Raw genomic sequence first — 20432 nt, 5'->3', positions numbered from 1 at the left:
CCCTATTGCTTAACGGAAAGCATGTGGATAACGGTTTGAATAGCCACTGCATCATCAACATAGCCCAGAGGAAAGACATAATCAGGGACCACATCCACAGTAAAAATGAAATACAGAAGAGCGCTTCCCATCAAAGCCAATTCTTTTTTGGATCCTTGCTTCTCCTTAAAACGTTCATACATGGTTTCAAGTGTAGTGAGAGGAGGTCCCATGCTCCCCACTTCCTTAAGCTTATATACAAAATTCTCCAACACTGTCCTTCGCCCTTTGTCTGTTTCAGATAATTTTTCATAGGAAGACAGCTTACGTTCCACTTCTTTTTTACTTAGGTGTTCCCCACCCACAAATTGTTCAATATTGAGCAAATCATCTTTTTCCTCTTCTTCAATTCCAGCTCTCACCAGTAACTCTTTCAGTGGGAGGTTTAATGTTTTCGAAAACGTTTGTAAGTGTTGAAGGTTTGCTTTTCTTTTTCCACTTACTATTTTGGAGATGGTAGCCACATCTACACCTGTCTGTTCACTAAATTTCCTCATAGATAACTTTCGATCTTTCAAGGTTTGTTTCAACCATATGCCTAGTGATTCTTCCACTCTATTTCCTCCCTATTTTCCTAGTTTCTTAATTACAAATTACCCGAGTGTTGACAAAATGTCAACACTCGGGTCAATAAGAAGGACTGTCGTCTATGGACAGTCCTTCTTATTTTATATATGGCCAAAGAACTTTTCGGCTTTTTCTAAGTAGGGTTCTTCTTCAGGCATCAGCTCATACTCTTCCACAATAGCATCTACCGGACATACGGATACACACGCTCCGCAGTCAATACATAAATCAGGGTTGATATAATACTGATCCTCTCCCTTTTCAATACAATCGACAGGACAAACGTCGACGCATTCGCCGGCTTGTTCGCCTTGGCAAGGTTGTGTAATGACAAATGCCATAGGTACTCTCTCCCTATTCCTTTAATAAATCTAGTGTCTCGAAAAACAGCCCCTTTTGTCAATAAGGAACAGTAGAGAAAAATTGGTTACTTATATCCCAGAAAAACAGAATGAAAGATGGCTAGAATCGGATTAATCGGGATGGGGACGGGGCTAATTACACTTTGGTGAAAAAATTCAAAAGAACTTGACTCGGCTTTCGAACGAAACCTGCTTAATAAGACTAGCTTCACAAGAAATCAACTGTATGATCTATTTTACTCACAGACATGGAAATTAGAGAATAGTAAAATATGAAGAAGCTTTCAAACGCGTGCTCCGTTCGTGTTTTTATTCATCAAAGGAGTGAGACTATGACACCTTGGAACCGCCCTGTTTATTGGCTCCTTCTCGTGCTAGTGATGCTCTTTCCCCTTTTGACAAGTTGTGCGACAGAAACCCAACCTGCCGAAAAGTCGAATGACCACATCGAACAACAAGAGAAGTTAAATACAGAAAAAGAAGAAAATCAATTAAAAAAAACGAAGGATGCATCAAAAGAAGCAGAAGTTGTCAAAGCCATTGTTACAAACGTTGTCGATGGGGACACCATCGACATTCAAATAAATGGCAAAGAAGAACGCGTACGTCTCCTACTTGTGGATACGCCGGAGACTGTACATCCAAATAAACCCGTTCAGCCTTTTGGCCCAGAGGCCAGTCATTTTGCTAAACAAAAATTAGACAATAAAGAAGTACGAATCGAATATGATGGACCAAAACGGGACAAATACGACCGATTACTGGCTTATGTGTGGGTAGATGGTGAAAACTTCAACCAGCAACTTTTAGAGAAAGGATTGGCGCGGTACGCTTATGTCTATAACCCGCCCTATACACACGCGGATTCCATGCAGGAAGCGGAATCAAGGGCACAACAGCAGGAAAAAGGGGTCTGGAGTATTGATGGCTATGTCACAGAAGACGGATTCCTGGAGGAAGCACCTATAAATGAAGAACCAGCTTCTACAGATGATAAAGGGAACCTCCCCTATGACCCTTATGGATCGGACCGGGATTGCAGCGATTTCTCTTCACAGGAAGAAGCCCAAGCCTTTTATGAAGCAGCCGGTGGTCCAAAAGAGGATCCGCACAGGCTTGATGGAAATGATAACGACGGTATAGTTTGTGAAAGTTTATAAACGGAAGGAGGACTTACGGGACAACGTAGTCCTTCCTTTTTTAATAGGAGATGGGAATAACCAGGAAACGATTCCTGCCTAGGATCATTCCCATTTCCATTATTTTCAAACGATTATTTGAACATATCTTCTCTTTCCTGCGGCAATGAGCCATTGAAACATGATTGGACCATGAGGATACCTCTATTGAAACCCGCCTCGCTCTATTTTTAAGAAAACCAATCCACTACCCTATCATTCTATAATCCTTTCCACCTAAGTCTGTTTTTTCCATTCCTACTAAAGTGGTATAGACGACTAGTTGATAAAACTCGTATGCTTATATTATCAAAGAAGGAGGTATGAAATGAAAAAGAAAGCCGTATCTATTATATTGACAACTGCTTTAGGAGCCACTATATTTACCCCCACCACAAATTTCGCCACCCCAGGACCCAACATAGAGAAAGGATTGAAAGGAAATGCCCATTCGTCTCCCAGTAGTGTTCATCCCGTTTTTTCCTGGGATCAGCCAGGACCATCTTCTCCCGTTCTTCACCCAGGTTCCATACGAGGTGCCGGCATGAGAGCAGAACCCTTAAAGAAAATCGATAATCTCCTACAAAATGCAATAGAAGACAAAGTCATGCCAGGAGCGGTTGCTTATGTAGCACGAAGGGGACATATCGTTAAACAACAAGCCTATGGATATGCACTAAAATACAAGGATGATAACTTTACAGAATCCGAAAATCCTATACCAATGAAAGAAGATACAATATTTGATCTTGCCTCTATTAGTAAAATTTTCACTACGACGGCGGCCATGATTTTATATGAAGACGGGAAGTTTAAATTAAATGATCCTGTCGCCAAACACATCCCGGAGTTTGCCGCAAATGGAAAAGAAGACGTGACGATTGAACAGCTCATGACTCATACCAGCGGATTTAAACCCTGGATCCCGCTTTACACAGTTGAAGGAGACAGGAATGACCGTCTTCAGCATGTTTTTCAACACCCTCTTGAAAATGAACCAGGCTCCACCTACACCTACAGCGACCTCAACATGATCACTCTCGGAGCATTAGTCGAACGCCTGTCAGGGATGCGCCTTGATGAATTCGTCAAACAAGAAATCACAGCTCCCCTCCACATGAACGACACAATGTATAATCCAGATGATCACTTAAAACATAGAATTGCTGCAACGGAGGAACAGCCATGGGCCAATCGCGGACTCGTATGGGGAGAAGTCCATGACGAAAGCGCCTGGTCTCTGGACGGCGTTGCCGGTCATGCTGGGGTATTCTCTACAGCGAGCGACCTCGCTAAATTAGCCCACATGTTTTTAATGGATGGTGAATATGGGAACAAACGAATCCTCAAGCCTGAAACCGTTCAATTACTAACAGAAAATCGAATACCTGAATTCCCGGGGGACAATCATGGACTTGGATGGGAACTTCACCAAGGCTGGTACATGGATGCCCTCTCCAGCCCTGGTACTTACGGACACACAGGGTATACTGGAACATCGATCGTGGTGAACCCTGCGAACGACACGATTGCCATCCTTTTGACAAACCGAGTGCATCCAACACGGGAAACAGTGTCTACCTCCCCAACAAGGAGAGAATTTGCCCGCAAAGTGGCTGATGCCATTCCAGTCCAAATGGACAAAAAAGCTGAACCATGGCATGCGGGTTATGGAGATCATGAGGAAAAACATTTAATAGCGGAAATTGAACCTGGTGATGCTTCCCTATCTTTTAACACATGGCATGAAATGGAAGATAGTTACGACCTAGGGGAACTACAGGTGAGCAAAGATGGAGAAACATGGACGACCCTTGAAACCTATACCGGCGACAGTAACGGATGGGTGTCTAAAAATGTTCCACTTCCTTCGGATACCACCCATATCCGCTTCACCTATAAAACAGATGGAAGTGTCAACAGTCGTGGCTGGTACGTAGATCAGTTAAAATGGGATGGAAAAGAAATCGAACCCTCCAGTGATTCTTGGCAAAAGCGGTCCTATTAATAAAAGGCTCAGAGCAAATAGAAATGCTCTGAGCTTTTCTATTGTCATACTAAAGAAAAGCAGCCCTTTCTCCTGGCTTTAAGGAAAGTCATCATCGATTACGCTTTTTAAAAAGAAACACGAACGGAAATCCTATATTCCTCTCTATCCTTGCGGGAAGAACACTCTTTTACATCTAATGAATGGATGAGGGGTTCTTTTCAAATACCTTTGTATATACATTCCGTACAGCTATTTTTGTAAAATTATAACATTCGCTTTCTGGTTGTTTATGTCTCTTATATCGATTATTATTGGAATAGCGATTTTTTTTAAAGAGGAGCGTATTTATGAAACGATCCATTTACGGATTGACATTTGAACAACTGACAGATTGGCTTATCGATCATGGAGAGAAAAAGTTTCGCTCCAAACAAGTCTGGGACTGGCTCTACCAGAAACGTGTGACAGACTTTTCACAAATGAAAAATGTGAACCAATCCTGTATTGACCTGCTTACTGAAAACTTCACAATCGGGACGTTATCAGAGGAAATTAAGCAGGAATCTAAGGACGGGACAGTTAAATTTCTTTTTAAGTTGCAGGACGGGAATGTTATTGAAACCGTATTGATGCGTTTTAACTATGGCTTATCTGTATGTGTGACCACACAGGTCGGCTGTAACATTGGCTGTTCATTCTGTGCGAGTGGCATTTTGCGTAAAAACCGTGACCTTACCAGCGGTGAAATTGTAGAGCAAATCATGCAAGTTCAACAGCATTTAGATGGTCAAGGAAACAACGAGCGTGTCAGCCATATCGTTGTGATGGGAATTGGCGAGCCTTTTGATAACTACGATCATTTAATTAACTTCCTGAAAGTCGTGAATGATAAAAAAGGACTTTCCATTGGTGCCCGCCATATTACTGTATCTACAAGTGGGATTGCTCCAAAAATGTATGAATTTGCTGATGAGGGCATCCAAATTAACTTGGCTCTATCCATTCATGCACCAAACAACGAACTGCGAACGAAAATTATGAAGATTAACCGTGCCTATCCCCTCGAGAAATTAATGCCTGCGATTGACTATTATCTCGAAAAAACCAATCGCCGAATTACCTTTGAGTACATTTTGCTTAAAGATGTCAACGACCATAAGAAAGAAGCAGAAGAACTAGCGGACTTGTTGAAAGATAAACGACACCTATCTTATGTCAACTTGATTCCCTACAACCCTGTCGCTGACCACCCTTATGAGCGAAGTGAAAAAGAATCGATCCTTACGTTCTATCAGACGCTGATGGACAGAGGAATTAAGTGCGGTGTACGTACAGAACACGGGACTGATATCGATGCAGCTTGCGGTCAATTGCGCAGTAAACAAATCGAAAAAGAAAAAGCTCGCAAAAAGAAAAAAATGCAAACGAACTAAAAGCACGAGGCTCAGACCTCGTGCTTTTTTTATACCTTCATCTATTCCATTCTTTCATGGGAATAGCTTTTACCTAAAACACTTAAAGGTGCGGTCTTAAAAGGGGACAATATAGCACTCCTTCTAACCTTTCTGTTCCTCCGCCTGTTTTTCTAAGAAATACTTCACACCTGCGACCGTACCAATCCCAAGCAGTGCGTATTTTAATCCCTCTACCGTTGTCCCCGGTGAAATACCTTGCTGCCAATAAGCAAAAGCTATTCCTAATACAACTGCAATAATCGGAATGTACCGGTTCGAAACCTTGTTCGTCTGCCTCACTGCATACAACAACACAGCAAGACCAGCATAGGGGGTGAAGTCTGTAAGAAAATCCATGGTGCACACCTCCTTAAAATAGGTCCTGTCAATGATCGTGATTTTCAAGTAAACTTTCTCTGATCATCACTCCCCTTCAAGACACGTGGAATGCATTACAGCAGGAGGAACCTAGCACGATCATTTCCATCATTCGATCTCTGTCTCCTAAAGAACAAAACACTTATTCCAATCGTATTCATGAATTTATTTTTTCATGTATACCTAACTGCATAAAAATAACGGCCTCCTTTTAATGAAGAAGACCGTCATTTCTTTTAGGATATGAACGTTTTAAATCCCATTGCCTTTTCAACGTCTAAATAATCAAGGTTATGAGCTTCTGCCACCTCTCTATAGGTTATACTCCCGTGCACAACATTGACCCCTTTTAACAAGGCTGCATTATCCACGCATGCTTTTTCAAATCCCTTATTGGCAATTTGAACCGCGTATGGAATTGTTACATTGGTCAGGCCGATGGTTGACGTCTGTGGGACTGCACCAGGCATATTCCCTACCGCATAATGAACAACTCCATGCTTCGTATAAGTTGGATCATCGTGTGTAGTGACATGATTCACCGTTTCAACAATCCCTCCCTGATCAACGGCCACATCCACAATGACACTCCCTTTCCTCATCGATTTAACCATGTCCTCACTCACAAGTTTAGGAGCCTTTGCACCAGGAATAAGCACCGCACCTATGACGACATCTGATTCACGAATTGCCTCCCTCAAGTTCAAAGGATTCGAGGTAAGTGTATGAATAGAAAGACCAAAAATATCATCGAGCTGCCTGAGACGCTCTGGGCTGAGGTCGATAATGGTGACATCGGCTCCCAAGCCAACAGCGATTTTCGCTGCGTTAGTACCAACAACCCCTCCTCCAATAATGGTTACTTTTCCACGCTTCACACCAGGAACTCCTCCAAGAAGAATTCCTTTCCCACCATACATACGTTCTAAATATTGCGCGCCTTTTTGAGCGGCCATTCTACCAGCTACCTCGCTCATCGGCGTAAGCAATGGCAGGGATCCATTTGATGCCTGGACCGTTTCATAAGAAATAGCAACGACTTTTTTCTCTTGTAAAGCTTTCGTCAATTCCTCATCAGCCGCAAGATGCAAATACGTAAACAAAATAAGTCCCTCATAAAAATACCTATACTCTTCAGCCAGCGGCTCTTTTACCTTCAGTACCATCTGTTGCGCCCAGGCCTCCGCAGCTGTCTCAACTATTTTGACGCCCACTTCTTCATACTGATGATTGGAAAATCCCGAATGTTCCCCTGCATCCGTCTCTAAAAAAACTTCATGCCCTTCATTGATTAAATGAACAGCCCCTGCAGGAGTGATGGCCACACGGTTTTCATTGTTCTTTATTTCTTTTGGAATCCCTATACGCAAGGTCCCTTCCTCCTATCAAAGTCAAACGGATTGAATCGCCTCCACGACTGTGTCTAATAAAAGGGTGACATCCTCTTCTTCAATAGATAACGGGGGTGCCAGTGTCAAAACATTGTTAAATCCTGCGACTGTCATTCCGTTCTTTCCAATAATTACACCTTTTTCCTTACAATAGCCGATTATTTGATTCACTTTTTCAACGGCCAGTGGTTCTTTAGATTGTTGATCTTCCACCATCTCAATGCCGATCAACAGCCCTTTTCCTCTTACATGCCCAACATTCTTATGATTCTGCAGTCGATTGCCTAAATCATTGAGGATCGTTTCCCCTAGCAGACGAGAACGTTCGAAAAGGTTTTCTTTTTCCATAATCTCAATATTTTTTAATGCTACAGCACAGGCGGCTGGATGCCCTCCAAACGTATTAATATGACGGAAAAAATCATACGAATCATCACCACAAAAAGCTTCATAAATGTCACGTTTTACTGCTGTAGCTGAGAGTGGGAGATAAGCACTCGTAATCCCTTTCGCCATCGTAATTATATCCGGCTTAATTCCATAATTCATAAATCCAAAAGGCTTCCCGGTACGCCCGAATCCACAGATGACTTCATCTACGATCATTAGCGCTCCGTGCTTCTCACAAATCTCTTTGACTTCTTTCATGTATGGTTCAGGAGGAACAATAACCCCGCCTCCTGTAATAATCGGCTCCATAATAACTCCAGCAATGGTTTCCCTGTACTCCCATGTCATCACATTATCCATTTCCTTCGCGCCCCACCGGTCTTTTTCACTATGGTTATTACGATATTCATCCGGAGGAGCAACATGGAGGAATCCCTGTCCAAGCGGCTCATATTTATATTTTCTTTGCGCTTGACCTGTAGCCGCTAATGCACTTGCCGAATTTCCATGATAGGCTCTATATCTAGAAATGAATTTAGTGCGGTAATGGTCTCCCTTTTGCTGATGATACTGACGAACCATTTTAAAAGCAGCTTCGTTGGCTTCCGATCCACTGTTTGAGAAAAAGATGACATAGTCATCCCCGATCATCTGATTAATTTTTTCCCCTAATTTAATCGCTGCCTCATGGCTTTGAGTAAGGGGCATGTAGGATAAATCTTTTATTTGTTCATATGCAGCTTGTGCAAGCTCTTCCCGGCCATATCCAACATTGACACACCAAAGCCCTGACATTGCATCAAGGTATTGATGTCCGTCGATATCTGTAATCCAGGATCCCTTTGCATTCTTTCCTACCATCGTAGCTTGGGGATTATACGGTTTCATTGAATGCCATACATATTTCTCATCTTTGGAAAGCATTTCACTTTTCACATCAGCTTTAGTCAACGGAGAGACCTCCTTAAAGTTCTTTTTTGAATTATCTCAATTATCTAACATGAGGCAGGAACTTTCATTAGACATTGTGTCAAACCATGAACACTTCTCTTTCACATAATGACAATAGAAGCAAAATCACAGAAAAGAACGTTGGACAATCTCTCCTGCCTCAAACAGGAGGCCTTCAGGAAATGGAATAAATCCATCCTATAATCAGGTCACTTCGACCAGGTTTGAAATATAAAAATAGACCCTTACATAAAAGAGACACTTATCCGAAAACGAATAAGTGAATAATCTTAATGAACAGCTCTCTGGTATTCATAGGCAAGAAGAGCAAACTCGATGACCTGTCTTTTTTCGCATTCCATAAAATCCGGCCCCAGCAGTTTTTCAAGCTTTTCCAACCTGTGATAAAGCGTTTGGCGTACAACAAATATTTTGGAAGCGGTTTCTTTTTTGGATCCATTACAAGCCAAATAAACCCTCAAAGTCTCAAGGAGGCTTGTGTTATTTTTTTCATCGTAGCTTATGATCGGCCCTAAATACTCTTCGACAAGCCCATCTAAGTTACTATGTTGGTGAACCAATGAAATCAAACGGTACATGTGCAAGTCATCATAAAAAAACTTGAATTGGTCCTCCGGAAGCTTTTCTTGAAGTGTCAGCGTTTCCTCAGCGGTTTGATAACTTTCATGAAGCTTATGAAGCCTCTTTACATACTTCCCACCAGCAATTTGGAAGGATGAAATACTTGTATCGTTAAGGAGGCTTATTTTTTTCAATCGTTCAACCCCACGTTTGACCCGTTTCTTCCAATCTTCTTCTCCCTTACGATTCAGCAAGATGAACGTCAGTTGATGCCGTTTCTCTACAGGAAATACATAATAACCATTCTGGTCAAAAATATTATGAACGAGCATATTCAAGTAAGTTACATCAGGATTTGGGTATTGTCTGTCCACCATATTCAGTTTGATGGTAAGCACGATAGCCCCACTAACGGTTTTATCTAATTTATAAACAGCAAGCCGGTCACGTATTTCCTCTTCCTCATGATCCCCCTGAAGCCATTCTGAAAGCCATTCAGCCTCTTTTACCTTTCTTTTCTCTTCTGTATACAACTCACGGAGTAAATATTGAGCCAGTGCAGTAGCAGTTCTATCAAGCAGTAACCGCTCAAATTCACCGAAATCCCGGTAATTGGACAATAAGTAAATATTCGCAAACTCTCGTTCAAACACTTGAACAGGCTGTTTAAGCACTCTCTTTGAGAATAAACGAGGGCCGCTCAACTCTGCCAGTATTTCCTCACGTTCCTTTTCCCGCAAAGCAGGAAGCGTAACCACCGTATGATCCTTAGCTATATAAACGAGTTGACAGTTGAGGTATTGTTGCAAGTTTTTAAGGATATCAAAGTAATTATCAATGGATAATAAGCGTTTGTTCAGTCTTTGCGAGTAATCTTCCAGATTTGTAATGAGCTCATATTGCTGATTGATTAAGTCTGCATGAATATCCTGTGTAATTTCCACGAAGGATACTTCTTCATGAAAAAGGATGATGGGAAATCCATGCGCATCTGCCAGAGCAATAGCCTCATCACATATGTAATCAACAAAACTTCCAAGCTCAATGCATATCCCAGCCACGTTTCTATCAATTAATTGTTCCAATAGACGAAGAAAAAGCTTATCATCATCTTTCCAACCAAATCCAGTCGAAAGAACGAGCTCTCCCCCTTTAAGGTTCCTTCTAACTTCGATCACTTCAAACACATGAACCCATTTAACCAGTCGGTCGGTCCCCGTCCGACCTGCAATAACTTCTGCTGATTTGAAATGTGTCCTTTTCAGGATATTTTCAATCGACATGTGTTCGTTCATTGAAAGACCCCTCTTTTAAAGTACAACAAAATTTCAGAAAAATCTAATATATCGTGAGATTTCCTTACAAAAAGTTTCCCTTCGATCTATTAGACATATATAACCTTTTGGTGTTACGATTGAAATGAAACTATATGGTGTTATATTTAGGAGGTAATGATGAGTAACCACCAATCCGTACCAGAAATAAAAAAACAAGTGATTTTTCAAGCCCCTGTAGAAAAAGTATGGAAGGCTGTCTCTACTTCAAAAGGAATGGCTGAATGGTTTATGCCTAACGATTTTAAAGCGGTGGAGGGCCATGAATTTTATATAGAAACTCCTTTTGAAACCTCCCATTGTAAAGTCATAACGGTGGACCCCCCATATGAATTATCCTTTACCTGGGGAAATCAAGGATGGCTCATCCATTTCACCTTACAGGAGGTAGAAAATGATCAAACAGCATTCACCCTAATCCACGCCGGCTGGGGAGATCCAGAGGAGAAAATGCATCCAACTGGAAAGACTCGTTTGGATACTCGTCATACTATGAATAAGGGGTGGGAGAGCATTGTGAACGAAAGATTGCGGAAGGTAGTAGAAAACGGATGAGCGAAGCTTTAACACATGATGTTTACCAGGCAATTGCCGATCCCTCAAGGAGAAAAATGATGGAGCTATTAGCCAAAAGGGATGCCTCTATAAAAGAAATTAGTGAACACTTTTCTTTTAGTCGAACGGCAGTGGTCAAACATCTCCTTGTGCTATCCGAAGCCGAGTTGGTCAGCCACCATAAATCAGGACGTGAGAAGATATACTCTCTTCAGCCTGCTCAATTATTAGAAATTAAAGAATGGATCTCCTACTTCGAGCAATTCTGGGATAATAAACTTTCCATGCTTACACACATGGTGGAAAATAAAGAAGATTACTAGAGTTACGATTTAAACGAAATCAGCTCATCACCAAAAAGAGAGGAGCATTCCCTGCCTCCCCTCTCTTTTGTACTTCCTATTTCACACCTTGCTTTTTCTGTTGCTGTACCAAAATAGTAGAAAAATATTTTCTACTATCCGGATGCAGGATATGCAATCGTTCTTTTCCCGGTTGATCATGTTCATTTCCTTTATATTCAAACTCCAGAAACGCCCCGCTCAGATTTTCCGTTACCCCTTTAATCACATACCCTTTTTCTAATAAGAAGTCGATTTTTTCCCGTTCTGCTTCAAATTCACGATGATCAGACATCTCTCTACCTCTCCTTTACGCATCTAATTTTTGCTTCGTTCCTTCTGTTCCAGTTTTGCGTCCAAGCTTCTCTTCCGCATACTTTTCTCCAATTACCCAATCACGGCCGACGGTAATACCAAGATATTCATCATCACTAGGATCATCGATCTCCGCCTGGGGATGTTTCTTAAAATACCAGTGTTTAGCGAGCAGATAATAACAAAGAGCCCCAATTCCAAAACCGACAAAGAAAGAATAGGTCGAAAAAATATAAGCAAAAACACTGCCGATTACCCAGGAAATGATACCAGCCCAGTTTACTCCTCTGTCATAGCGGAATTGTCCCTCTTGGTTATACAAGTCGTATACATTCATTCTCCGTTTCCTTAATAAATAATAGTCGGCGAATATAATCCCTACAATAACTGAAAGAATGGCGGCGGCAATAAGTAGAACAGGAATCAAAAGATTGAATACACTCCACGGCTGAATCAATGTCCCAACAAGACCAGCGATGAAAACACCAGCCCAAAAGGGAAGCTTCGGACCTCCCACATTCGAAAAGATCGTTGCAGCAGGCACAATATTCGCTGATACGTTTGTCGACCATTGGGCAAGAACAATCATTAACAAAAGAATGCCCAGTACAAGTCCACTTGCTGATTCCTGAAGAGCGACCACTGGATCGAAATTTGATACGGCAATGTAGGAAACCGCTCCAAGAACGACGATGAACGTTTGAGTCAGGGGCAATGCTACGAGGCTCCCGACAAGTGCTCCTTTATTTCTTTTAATCCAGTTCCGTTCATGTTTCGGGGCTTTGATGAAGCGGGAGATCGAGGAAATATCGGCGGCCAGAGTGGCCCAATATCCCATGTTACCAACTACAACGATAATAAAGGCTGTAAAGGCAGCTCCACCTGTCACAGGGCTTTCCACCCATGCCCAAATATCTCTTCCTTGTTCTGCAGCTGATCCTGCTAATGTGAAGTACATCCAAACACCGATAAGAATAATGATCGGGGCTGCCAAATCGGCAAACTTCTCTACCGCTTTTATCCCCAATGCGGTATTAAAAAGTTGGAATAAAGCAAAAAGAAGATAACAAACAAACCAATTATCAAATCCAAATAAAATGTTTAAAATTCCATTGATTGCTGTGGAGCCAAAAAAAGTATTAATTCCAAACCACATAGAAGCTGCTACTCCCCTTACAACTGAAGGGAAATGCGTACCGACAGTACCAAATGGTGCCCGCATGTAAACGGGAAAAGATATCCCGTGTTCAATGCCGATATCCGCCGTGACTGTAATTGCAAGCCCAATTAATATCGTTCCTAATAATGTCCCTAAGACAACCCATCCTAACGATATTTCCTGAACGCCTGCCCCGCCTATGGCAAATGCTGCGAGTACGACAGCCATTCCTACCCACATGAAGGTAAAACCCAAAGTACTGATTTTCTTCTCACTATGCGGAATCGGCATTAAATCCGGTGACATCAAATGATTCTTTTTTTTGTCCATCCTTGGACTCCTCCTACCTATACCTGTTTTTGAAAAGGCTGCCTGCTTACAAGATAGCGAGGCAGCCTACATTCCATAGCACACGGACAGGTTACTTCTGATAAAGTTCTTCTTTGGAGGATGTGAGTTCGCCATAACGAGAACGTTTCAAATAGTTTCCTTTGCCAAGTTCGCCAACGAATTCTTTATTTTTAATAACAAAGTCCCCACGGGACAACACGCTGATCGGCTGACCGGTCACCTTCATGCCTTCGAACGGATTGTAATCAGCCGCCATATGACTGCTTTCCACAGAGATGGTACGTTCCACATTCGGATCAAAAATAACTAGGTCCGCATCAGCACCAACAGAGATGGTTCCCTTTTGTGGGAACAAGCCGAAGGTTTTCGCAATTTTCGTAGACGTAATATCTACAAATTCATTAAGAGTAATTCTACCTTTTTTTACCCCCTCTGAAAAAAGGATACTTACACGGTCTTCAATGATCGGTCCGCCATTTGGAATCTTCGTGAAATCCCCTTTCCCTAAATCTTTTTGCCCTTTAAAATCGAAGGAACATTGATCGGAACCAAGGGTTTGCAGATCACCCGTTTTTAGAGCCTTCCACAATTTATCCTGATGATATTTTTCGCGAAGAGGCGGTGACCACACATACTTAGCCCCTTCAAAATTCGGCTTCTCCATGTAGCTTTGATCAAGAACCAAGTATTGAGGACACGTCTCACCCATCACGTTGTATCCTTTCTTCCTTGCCTTCGCAATAGCTTCCACAGCTTCTTCACACGTGACATGAACGACGTATAATTGCGAATCAGCAAGCCCTGTCAACTCTGCTGCACGGCCTGTGGCTTCCCCTTCCACTTCTGGCGGACGAGTCAGGGCATGATAGATAGGGTCTGTTTGTCCAGCTTCCAGCGCTTTATTGACTAGATGATCAATCACATCTCCGTTTTCGGCGTGGACCATCACTAGAGCGCCTAGTTTTTTAGCTTCTTCTAACGTCCTGAAAAGTGTACCATCGTCAGCCTGAAAGACATTCTTATAAGCCATAAATACTTTAAAAGAGGTAATACCTTCATCTTCAATCACGCTAGGAAGTTGCTCAAGGACACTATCATTCATCTCACCAATCATTAAATGGAAACTGTAATCGATGACCGATTTATCGTGAGATTTTGCGTGCCACTTATCGATGGAATCCTGAAGTGGCTTTCCTTTATCAGTCAGACAAAAATCAATAACTGTCGTTGTACCCCCATGGGCAGCTGCAATCGTACCTGTTTCAAAGTCGTCTTTACTAACTGTTCCGCCGAACGGCATTTCTAGGTGAGTGTGTGGATCAATCCCACCCGGGAAAATATAATTCCCTTCAGCCTCTACAACTTCTGCTGCAGGATCAGTCAAATCTTGACCAATCAGAGCGATTTTTTCATTTTCAATGAGGATATCTGCTTTGTACGTATCCGCCGCCGTAACGATCGTTCCATTTTTAATGATTTTCTTCATTTTATCCCTCCATGGATCTATTTGATTAAATTGACATCACAGGAAGAAGCAGCCCCGATGGCAGCTTGTCTCTCATTCCACGTCATCGGAGGTTTGCCGTTGGCATATTCGACCATATCAATTGCACCGTCAACCGGACAAACGATGCTGCATAAGTTACATCCGACACAATCTTCTTCACGAACCTTAAGAATGTCATTGCCCTCCGCGTCCTTCAACATATCGATACATTGGTGGGAGGTATCTTCACAAGCAATGTGGCACTTATTACAATTGATGCACACCTCATTATTGATCTTAGCAACAACCTGATGGTTCAGATCCAAGTTTCCCCAATCGGAGTACTTCTCTACGGACTTGCCGACAATGTCCATGACTGAGTCCATCCCTTTATCCTCGAGGTAGTTGTCCAGTCCCTCTATCATATCTTCAACGATGCTGAAGCCATGGTGCATCGCAGCTGTACATACTTGAACACCAGTCGCTCCCATCAGCATAAACTCCACAGCTTCTCTCCAACTGGATACACCGCCCATACCTGAGATCGGAACATTGATTTTCGGATGGCGGGCACATTCAGCTACCATATTCAAAGCGATTGGTTTCACCGCAGGACCACAATACCCCCCATGCGCTCCTTTCCCCGCCACATTAGGTACGGTATCCCATGAATCAAGGTCAACACCAGCCAGGCTGTTAATAGTATTAATCATGCTTACCGCATCTGCTCCGCCATTGACAGCTGCTTCAGCCGTAAAAGTAATATCTGTAATATTCGGAGTTAGTTTAACGATTACAGGTGTTTGTGCTACTTCTTTCGCCCACATCGTCTGCTTCTCTACAAGTTCTGGCACTTGCCCTGATGCTGCGCCCATACCGCGTTCAGCCATTCCATGGGGACACCCGAAGTTCAGTTCAAGTCCATCAACCCCGACATCCTCCACTTTCTTGACAATTTCGTGCCACTTTTCCTGTGTCGGTTCAACCATTAATGAAGCAATAATTGCATGGTTTGGATATTTCTTCTTCGTTTCATAAATTTCCTTAAGATTCACTTCCAGAGGCCGATCTGTAATGAGTTCAATGTTATTAAACCCAGCGACATTCTTCCCATTAAAATCAACAGCAGCAAAGCGAGACGAAACGTTCAAGATCGGTTCGCCAAGCGTTTTCCAAACGGCCCCGCCCCAGCCTGCTTCAAAAGCCCGCTGCACCTGATACCCAGAGTTTGTCGGAGGTGCAGACGCGAGCCAAAAAGGGTTCGGTGATTTGATCCCTGCAAGATTCAAACTTAAGTCAGCCATGTATGTTCCTCCTTGTTGAATGGATGATATGTGTTCGTTGGTTCAGGTGCCAGCTCCTTATGAATGGCCATAGCCGCTTCTTTCCCTTGCTGAGCTGCTGTAACAACCATTGCCTCCCCTTGACCTTTGGCAAAGATCACATCACCTGCAGCAAAAATTTTCGGATTCGATGTTTGTAATGTTTCCGGATCCACTTTCACCACGCCATGATCGTGGTCTAATCCAAATCCTTCTATTAAATCTGTATATCGCGACTGACCGATCGCTTTAATCACAGCATCGACTTCTATCACAAATTCAGAACCTTTCACAGGAGCAGGCCTTCTTCTCCCATCTTCATCTGGATCGCCAAGGGCCATCTTCACACATTTAAGGTGCGTAACCTTACCATTTTCGTCCCCGATAATTTCAACAGGTTGGGTTAGCCAGTTAAATTCAACATCGTCTTGTTTGGCAAAATCGTATTCGAACTCATATGCGGTCATTTCATTTCTAGTACGACGGTAGACGATTTTTACATCTCCTGCCCCTTTGCGAGCGGCACATGTAGCTGCATCAATAGCCGTGTTTCCAGCCCCGACCACGACTACTTTCTTCCCTAATAATTCCTCCGTTATTGGTCCTGATTTAGTACTTTTTACAAACTCAATCGCATCATGGACCCCCTCTAAGTTTTCCCCCTCGATTCCAAGCATCGGAACATTTCCCATGCCAATCGTCAACACAATCGAATCGTATTCATTCGTTAATTCATCGAAGGAAACATCTGTCCCAACACGTGTATTCGTTCGAATTTCTACATCCAGCTTTTCGACTTGGTCAACTTCCCACCGAGAAATGTCCTGAGGAAGACGGAATGATACAATCCCATAAGTATCAAGCCCGCCTGCTTCTTCTTCAGCTTCAAAAATCGTTACCTCATAACCAAAGCGGGCCAATTCCCTTGCTGCGGACAATCCAGCAGGTCCTCCTCCAACAACAGCGACCTTCTTGCCATTTTTCTTCCCTGGTTTAAATAGAAGCTGTTCATTCTTAATGGCCCAATCTGTCGCAAAGCGTTGTAAATCTCCAATTAAAATGGGTTCAGTTGAATGATTTAAAACACAAGCCCCTTCACACAATTCTTCAGTGGGGCACACGCGTGCGCATGTGGCTCCAACCGGGTTTGAAGACATAATTGTTTTGGCAGATCCCTTTAAGTTACCGGAAGCAATTTTCTTTATAAACTTCGGAATATCAATACTTGTCGGACAGGCCTTAATACATGGAGCATCGTAACAATATAAACAACGATTGGATTCCTCCATCGCTTCCTGAGCGTTCAACCCCTCATGGACTTCCTCAAAGTTTCCCTTCAAATTTTCTAGTGAAATGCCTTTGCTCTTTAACTGAGTCAAGGTGTTTACCTCCTTTTTTTAAAGGCAGGAACTGCTTCAAAAAGCCTATAACTGAAGCGCCCCTATTGAAAAAAGTTCTACATAGAGAAAAATGTTTGATTTTCCTTTGCTCTACGTAGAACTCCTGTGTTGTGACGGATGGCCTTAATCAGGGAAGCAGTTCAACCATATTTTCATAGGTTTCCGGACGACGGTCACGGTAGAACTGCCAAGTGTCTCGAACCTCACGGATAAACTTTTTGTCCATTTCTGCAACAATCACTTCATCTTTATCACGGCTAGCTGTTTTCACAAAGTTACCACGCGGGTCGACAAGATAGGATTGTCCGTAAAATTCACCCATGTTCCAAGGGCTTTCGTAACCTACACGATTAATGGCTCCAAGGTAGTATCCATTTGCAACCGCATGTGCCGGCTGCTCAAGTTTCCATAGATATTCAGATAATCCCGCAACTGTAGCAGAAGGGTTAAACACAACTTCAGCTCCATTCAAACCTAGTAGTCTGGCCCCTTCAGGAAAATGGCGGTCATAACAAATATAGACACCTACTTTAGCAAAAGCTGTATCAAAGACAGGATAGCCAAGGTTGCCAGGTTTAAAGTAATACTTCTCCCAAAAACCGTATCCTTTATCCCCTACACCTACTTGTGGAATATGATGTTTGCGGTATTTGCCTAGATAGGAGCCATCCGCATCAATAACTGCTGCTGTATTATAGTACGTTGAGATCCCTTCTTTTTCATAGATTGGAAGAACAATGACCACACCGAGCTCTTTGGCAAGCTCTTGGAACAGGCTAGTTGTTGGGCCATTCGGGATTTCTTCCGCTGATTCATACCATTTCGGATTTTGTTCAGAGCAAAAGTATGGACCATAGAAAATTTCTTGAAGGCAGATGATTTTGGCCCCTTTTTCTGCAGCTTCTCTTACTAATTGGATATGTTTTTTTATCGCCTGTTCTTTGTGAGTCTCTACAGGTTCATGACCATCTACATCGTGAGTCGCTTGGATCAAACCAATTTGCACTTTATCAGACACAGTCATTCCTCCTTATGTAATTTTGCTTTTTCCATCACGGATCTGTTAAATTCAAACCCCAAATTTGATCTCCCAATACTATTCACGTGAAATTTTCTGTATTTGCTGAATATTTAAATAACTATCTTTACAATACATCATTCTGGGAATTTTTCCATTATACATAATGTAAAATGTTCGGGTTCGGTATGTTAGTCATTCGTTAAATAGGCAGGAATTCTTCTTAAGAAAGGTGGATTCTATTGGGTGGGAGATGGCGGAAATCGGATCTAGACTTCCGCTCATCCAATACTTTAGTACCAGCGTTGTGTGAGCATTTTACGCTTTGTATAGAAGTTAAGTCCGTCTTTTCCATTGGCATGTAAATCCCCATAGAAAGACTTCTTGTTACCGGAGAACGGGAAGAAAGCCATCGGAGCCGGAACATTGACATTGACACCAAGCATACCAGCATCCATGTCCTCTCTAAACTGTTGGACAGCTTTTCCACTTGTCGTGTAGATCACAGCACCATTAGCAAATTCAGATTTGTTAGCTGTTTCAATTGCATCATCAAGCGTTTCTGCACGAACAATACTAAGAACAGGGGCGAAAATTTCATCTCTCCATATCTTCATGTCCTCTGATACATAATCAAAAATCGTAGCTCCTAGGAAATAGCCAGACTCATTTTCACGGAGCTCTACACGTCCATCACGAACAAGCTTTGCATTTTCTTGTTCCCCTGTTTCGATGTAGCTGACAGCTCGATCTCGATGTGAATCACGGATTAATGGCCCGAGGGTCGTTTCTTGATCAAGACCATTGCCTACATTCAATTGATCAGCCGCTTCTTTTAACTTACCAACAAGTTCATCTGCCACATCACCGACTGCAACAACAACAGAACATGCCATACAACGTTCACCGGCGCTTCCGAAGGCTGCATTGATGATCCCCTCTACAGATTTATCCAAGTTACAATCCGGCATAACGATGGAGTGGTTCTTTGCACCGGCTAGGGCTTGAACACGTTTGCCATGACTAGAAGCGGTTTTATACACATACTCAGCGACAGGCTGTGATCCTACGAAGGAGATAGCATCCACTTCTTCATGTTCGAGCAATCCATTTACAACGTCGTGGGCTCCATTCACAACATTGAGAACACCTTTCGGCAGACCGGCTTCATGGATAAGCTCTACAAGCATCTTCGCAAGAATAGGCGTTCGCTCAGATGGTTTTAATACAAACGTATTTCCACAGACGAGAGCTAACGGAAACATCCATAAAGGGACCATCATTGGAAAGTTAAATGGTGTAATTCCACCGACCACCCCGACTGGGTAACGATACATGCCCGAGTCGATCCCTTCTGCAATATCCGGAAGTACATCGCCCATCATCAGACTTGGTGCTCCGGAAGCAAATTCCACACATTCTATGCCGCGTTGAACTTCTCCTGATGCATCCTTCATGGTTTTACCATTCTCTTGAGTTAAAGCTTTCGCTAATTCTTCCTTATTTTCTTCTAATAGTTGATGATACCTGAACATAATCCGTGCCCGTTTTGGCACCGGAACCTTCTTCCAGGACTTAAATGCCTCTCTAGCGGATTGGACCGCTTTATCTACATCCTCTTTTGATGAAATGGGAACTTGAGCTATAATCTCTCCTGTAGCAGGATTGGGTACGTCTTCTACTTGGCCGCTCTCTGACGAAACCCACTCGCCATGAATGAAATTTTTAATAGCCACCTGGTTCTTTTTTGAGAAAGTTGTCTCCATCTTTTCACCTCTATTAGTAGATTCTGTTCCTTTACACCCTTCAAACACAGTATAAATTCAGAATATTTGAACATCAATGGACGAAACGTCAAATAAACCACTG

Annotated in this window: 18 protein-coding genes; 5 read left to right on the top strand and 13 right to left on the bottom strand. The window is 42.6% G+C overall.

The genetic code is table 11. The features are described 5' to 3' along the window. Positions 1–2 precede the first annotated feature (2 nt). Together BLW54_RS14160 and BLW54_RS14155 are read right to left on the bottom strand one after the other, a co-directional pair. Positions 3–593, bottom strand: coding sequence for a helix-turn-helix domain-containing protein (locus tag BLW54_RS14160; RefSeq protein WP_074735250.1), 591 nt, complete (start codon positions 591–593; stop codon positions 3–5). Between the two features lie 114 nt (positions 594–707). Beyond that, positions 708–947 carry a ferredoxin family protein gene (locus BLW54_RS14155; RefSeq protein WP_035510269.1) on the bottom strand — a complete coding sequence of 80 codons (240 nt, stop codon included), beginning with the start codon at positions 945–947 and terminating at the stop codon, positions 708–710. A 353-nt stretch (positions 948–1300) separates the two neighbouring features. Here BLW54_RS14155 and BLW54_RS14150 point away from each other — a divergent pair, with 353 nt between their 5' ends. From BLW54_RS14150 to rlmN, 3 genes are all read left to right on the top strand, one after another. Further along, a complete protein-coding gene (locus tag BLW54_RS14150) occupies positions 1301–2128 on the top strand; it encodes a thermonuclease family protein (protein WP_074735248.1) in 828 nt (275 codons plus the stop codon). A gap of 346 nt (positions 2129–2474) precedes the next feature. Further along, positions 2475–4154 (top strand): serine hydrolase domain-containing protein, encoded by a 1680-nt coding sequence (locus tag BLW54_RS14145; protein ID WP_074735246.1) that lies wholly within the window; start codon positions 2475–2477, stop codon positions 4152–4154. A 329-nt stretch (positions 4155–4483) separates the two neighbouring features. After that, the gene (gene rlmN, locus BLW54_RS14140) at positions 4484–5569 is read left to right on the top strand and encodes a dual-specificity RNA methyltransferase RlmN (RefSeq protein WP_035510266.1); all 1086 of its coding nucleotides are present in this window, start codon (positions 4484–4486) and stop codon (positions 5567–5569) included. A gap of 123 nt (positions 5570–5692) precedes the next feature. Here rlmN and BLW54_RS14135 read toward each other — a convergent pair whose 3' ends face one another. The 4 genes from BLW54_RS14135 to BLW54_RS14120 form a co-directional block, all read right to left on the bottom strand. Then, the gene (locus BLW54_RS14135; RefSeq protein ID WP_035510264.1) at positions 5693–5947 is read right to left on the bottom strand and encodes a phage holin family protein; all 255 of its coding nucleotides are present in this window, start codon (positions 5945–5947) and stop codon (positions 5693–5695) included. 257 nt (positions 5948–6204) lie between these two features. Continuing rightward, positions 6205–7338 (bottom strand): alanine dehydrogenase, encoded by a 1134-nt coding sequence (gene ald / locus BLW54_RS14130; RefSeq protein WP_074735244.1) that lies wholly within the window; start codon positions 7336–7338, stop codon positions 6205–6207. Between the two features lie 21 nt (positions 7339–7359). Beyond that, positions 7360–8700, bottom strand: coding sequence for an aspartate aminotransferase family protein (locus BLW54_RS14125; RefSeq protein ID WP_074735242.1), 1341 nt, complete (start codon positions 8698–8700; stop codon positions 7360–7362). 290 nt (positions 8701–8990) lie between these two features. After that, a complete protein-coding gene (locus BLW54_RS14120) occupies positions 8991–10577 on the bottom strand; it encodes a PucR family transcriptional regulator (RefSeq protein WP_035510261.1) in 1587 nt (528 codons plus the stop codon). Between the two features lie 156 nt (positions 10578–10733). Here BLW54_RS14120 and BLW54_RS14115 point away from each other — a divergent pair, with 156 nt between their 5' ends. Beyond that, positions 10734–11171: an SRPBCC family protein gene (locus BLW54_RS14115; protein ID WP_244153519.1), complete on the top strand. Its 438-nt coding sequence runs from the start codon at positions 10734–10736 to the stop codon at positions 11169–11171. Beyond that, positions 11168–11494, top strand: a complete 327-nt coding sequence (locus tag BLW54_RS14110; RefSeq protein WP_035510258.1) for an ArsR/SmtB family transcription factor — start codon at positions 11168–11170, stop codon at positions 11492–11494. Before BLW54_RS14115 ends, BLW54_RS14110 begins: the two co-directional genes overlap by 4 nt. A gap of 76 nt (positions 11495–11570) precedes the next feature. Here the strand turns inward: BLW54_RS14110 and BLW54_RS14105 are convergent, their stop codons facing one another. The 7 genes from BLW54_RS14105 to BLW54_RS14075 form a co-directional block, all read right to left on the bottom strand. Beyond that, positions 11571–11807: a hypothetical protein gene (locus BLW54_RS14105; RefSeq protein WP_035510256.1), complete on the bottom strand. Its 237-nt coding sequence runs from the start codon at positions 11805–11807 to the stop codon at positions 11571–11573. A gap of 15 nt (positions 11808–11822) precedes the next feature. Then, positions 11823–13316, bottom strand: coding sequence for an NCS1 family transporter (locus BLW54_RS14100; RefSeq protein WP_035510254.1), 1494 nt, complete (start codon positions 13314–13316; stop codon positions 11823–11825). A gap of 91 nt (positions 13317–13407) precedes the next feature. After that, positions 13408–14823 carry a dihydropyrimidinase gene (gene hydA, locus BLW54_RS14095; RefSeq protein ID WP_035510253.1) on the bottom strand — a complete coding sequence of 472 codons (1416 nt, stop codon included), beginning with the start codon at positions 14821–14823 and terminating at the stop codon, positions 13408–13410. A 17-nt stretch (positions 14824–14840) separates the two neighbouring features. Beyond that, positions 14841–16127 (bottom strand): NAD-dependent dihydropyrimidine dehydrogenase subunit PreA, encoded by a 1287-nt coding sequence (gene preA, locus BLW54_RS14090; RefSeq protein WP_035510788.1) that lies wholly within the window; start codon positions 16125–16127, stop codon positions 14841–14843. Further along, positions 16115–17524: an NAD(P)-dependent oxidoreductase gene (locus BLW54_RS14085; RefSeq protein ID WP_051744221.1), complete on the bottom strand. Its 1410-nt coding sequence runs from the start codon at positions 17522–17524 to the stop codon at positions 16115–16117. The genes preA and BLW54_RS14085 overlap by 13 nt, the downstream gene beginning before the upstream one ends. A gap of 148 nt (positions 17525–17672) precedes the next feature. Then, the gene (locus BLW54_RS14080; protein WP_035510251.1) at positions 17673–18563 is read right to left on the bottom strand and encodes a nitrilase-related carbon-nitrogen hydrolase; all 891 of its coding nucleotides are present in this window, start codon (positions 18561–18563) and stop codon (positions 17673–17675) included. Between the two features lie 293 nt (positions 18564–18856). Then, on the bottom strand, positions 18857–20329 hold the full coding sequence (locus BLW54_RS14075) for a CoA-acylating methylmalonate-semialdehyde dehydrogenase (RefSeq protein ID WP_051744222.1): 1473 nt from the start codon (positions 20327–20329) through the stop codon (positions 18857–18859). Positions 20330–20432 lie beyond the last annotated feature (103 nt).

This window comes from Halobacillus karajensis (genome assembly GCF_900108515.1).
Classification (GTDB): Bacteria; Bacillota; Bacilli; order Bacillales; family Halobacillaceae; genus Halobacillus; species Halobacillus karajensis.
Note: the sequence above shows the minus strand (reverse complement) of the source record. Positions and strands in the feature narration are given on the sequence as shown.